At 72.1% G+C, this 2,399-nt stretch carries 5 protein-coding genes; 4 read left to right on the top strand and 1 reads right to left on the bottom strand.

Translation table 11 applies throughout. The annotated features are described in order from the left end of the window. On the bottom strand, positions 1-97 hold a 97-nt coding region (locus AB0G02_RS14880; RefSeq protein ID WP_360793943.1), incomplete at its 3' end, for a DUF6480 family protein. Positions 98-173: 76 nt separating this feature from the next. Between AB0G02_RS14880 and AB0G02_RS14875 the strand changes: the two genes are divergently transcribed. The 4 genes from AB0G02_RS14875 to AB0G02_RS14860 are packed head-to-tail and all read left to right on the top strand — an operon-like array spanning position 174 to position 2,200. Continuing rightward, positions 174-746, top strand: coding sequence for a hypothetical protein (locus AB0G02_RS14875; protein ID WP_360793921.1), 573 nt, complete (start codon positions 174-176; stop codon positions 744-746). Continuing rightward, entirely contained in the window at positions 743-991 is a 249-nt protein-coding gene (locus tag AB0G02_RS14870) for a BON domain-containing protein (RefSeq protein WP_360793919.1), read from the top strand. Before AB0G02_RS14875 ends, AB0G02_RS14870 begins: the two co-directional genes overlap by 4 nt. After that, positions 988-1,716 (top strand): metallophosphoesterase, encoded by a 729-nt coding sequence (locus AB0G02_RS14865; protein WP_360793917.1) that lies wholly within the window; start codon positions 988-990, stop codon positions 1,714-1,716. Before AB0G02_RS14870 ends, AB0G02_RS14865 begins: the two co-directional genes overlap by 4 nt. A gap of 4 nt (positions 1,717-1,720) precedes the next feature. After that, the gene (locus AB0G02_RS14860; RefSeq protein WP_360793915.1) at positions 1,721-2,200 is read left to right on the top strand and encodes a hypothetical protein; all 480 of its coding nucleotides are present in this window, start codon (positions 1,721-1,723) and stop codon (positions 2,198-2,200) included. Positions 2,201-2,399: the final 199 nt, after the last annotated feature.

The raw sequence follows: 2,399 nt of genomic DNA, 5'->3' as shown, positions 1-2,399 counted from the left end.
GGCCGGAGTCGGGTGGCGTCTCGCCGGGCGCGACGCCACCACCCGGTTCGAGACCGGGGGTGCGGGCCGGGTCCGGGTCGGGCGGTGTGGCAGTCATGCCAAGTGGACTACCCCGTGCGGACGTCGCTACCCGCGCCCGTGTGAACACCACGTCCTACGGGTAGTCACCCAGCATGAGCGGCGTCCAAGACGACTTGTTGCGCACGTTGACCAAGGTGGCCAAAGCGCTGCGCGCGCAGGAGATCCCGTTCGCCTTGGCGGGTGGTTGCGCGGTGTACGCCAGAGGCGGGCCCGCGACGGAGCACGACGTGGACATCCTGGTGCGCGAGCAGGATGCCGGGGCCGCGGTGAGCGCGCTCGTCGCGGCCGGCATGCGTGCCGCCACCCCACCCGAGGACTGGTTGTTGAAGGCCTACGACGGCGATTTGCTGGTGGACCTGCTGTTCCGGCCCAACGAGGTCCCGGTGACCGAGGAGACGCTGGCCCGCGCCGAGGAGCTGCAGGTCGGCTCGGTCGTGCTGCCGGTGATGCCCGCCACCGAGGTGATGATCGGCAAGCTGCTGGTCCTGGACGGGCACCGGTGCGACTTCAGCGTGCTGCTGCCGTTCGCCCGCGCGTTGCGGGAGCAGATCGTCTGGGACCAGGTCAGGGAAGCCACCAAGCACTCCCCGTACGCGGAGGCGTTCCTCGTGCTCGTCGAACGCCTCGACCTCCTGTCCACCCCGTTGACCGGGAGCCCCCGATGACCGCAGAGCAATACCTCTCCGCCCGGCTGCGCCAGGCGCTTGCCGAGGACCCGCGCACCACCGAGCTGGGCGTGCGCGTCACCGTCCGCGGTGACCACGTGCTGCTGTCCGGCGACGTGGCCAGCCCCGAACGCCGTGCCGAGCTGGAAGCGGTGATCCACGACGTGGCGCCGGAGTTGACCGTGCTCGACGACGTGAAGGTGGTGCCGTCCGAAGCCCCGGTCGGCCGAGAGGAGATCCGATGATCCGCATCGCCGCCGTGGGTGACGTGCACCTCGGTGAGGACGCGCGCGGGCGGATGCGGCCCGCGTTGGAACAGCTCGGGGACTGCGCCGACGTGCTGCTGCTGGCGGGCGACCTGACCAGGCACGGCACGGTGGCCGAGGCCCGCGTGGTGGCCGACGAGTTCGGCGGGCTGCCCGTGCCGGTGGTCGCCGTGCTGGGCAACCACGACCACCACGACGACAAGCCGCGCGAGGTCACGCAGGTGCTGCGCGACGCGGGCCTGACCGTGCTGGAGGGCGAGGCCACCACGATCGGCGTGGACGGTCACACGCTGGGCGTCGCGGGCGTGAAGGGCTTCGGCGGCGGGTTCGCCGGCAAGTGCGGCAGCGCGTTCGGCGAACCGGAGATGAAGGCCTTCATCCGGCACACCACCGAGATCGCGGACTCCCTGCGCACCGCGCTGGGCGGCCTGGAGGCCGACGTCAAGGTGGCGTTGACCCACTACGCGCCGGTGCCCGACACGCTGCGCGGCGAGCCGCCGGAGATCTACCCGTTCCTCGGCTCGTACCTGCTGGGCGAGGCGATCGACGCGAACGACACGCAGTTGGCCGTGCACGGGCACGCGCACTTCGGCAACGAGCACGGCATGACGCCCGGTGGCGTGCGGGTGCGCAACGTCGCACAACCCGTCATCCGATCGGCATACACCGTGTACTGCGTGGAACCCGCAGTGGTGGAGGTGTAGCCGCATGGACGAAGAACCGAGGAGCGGCGGCCCGTCCGTCGTGTGGGCGGGCCCGCCCGACGCGCCGGCCGTCGTCGTGCTCGACCCGGCCGGTGTCGGCAGGCACGGCGACCTGCCCGGCACGTGGCGGCCGGTGACCGAGCACCTGCAGGTGATGTGGTGCCGGTTGCCCGCCGCCGACGAGCCGTGGCACGAGGTGGACGAGGTGCTGGCCGAGTTCGCGGACCGCTCGGTGCCGGTGCACCTGGTGGCGGGCGCGGCGGCCGGCTCCGAGGTGGGCGAGCTGATCCGGCGGCACGAGAAGCTGATCACGTCCGCGCAGACGTTCGCCGCCCCGGTGCCGCTCGGGCACCCGGAGGTGGTGCTGGAAGTGCTGCGCGAGCTGCTGGACGGCGACTCCGAGGCCGGTTCGCTGCTCGGTGAGCCCGGTTCGGCGCTGCGGCAGTCGGTCGGCCGGCTGTTCGACCAGCTCAAGGACGGCTAGCAGGCAGGTGAAGCAGGTGGGAGGCCCGTGGACGACGCGTCCACGGGCCTTTCGCTGTGCGCGCCCGATGGCCGGTGTGCGCCGGCGGCGGTAGGTGCCCGAGCTGATTTCGCTGGTGCAAGGGTGTCCGGCGGACCGCGGACGAGCGGAAGCTCCGCGTCCCTGGGGGCGCGGGGCTTCCGCGTCAACCTTCGTGAAC

Origin of the sequence: Actinosynnema sp. NPDC023658, assembly GCF_040639995.1 — a bacterium.
GTDB lineage: Bacteria > Actinomycetota > Actinomycetes > Mycobacteriales > Pseudonocardiaceae > Actinosynnema.
Note: the sequence above shows the minus strand (reverse complement) of the source record. Positions and strands in the feature narration are given on the sequence as shown.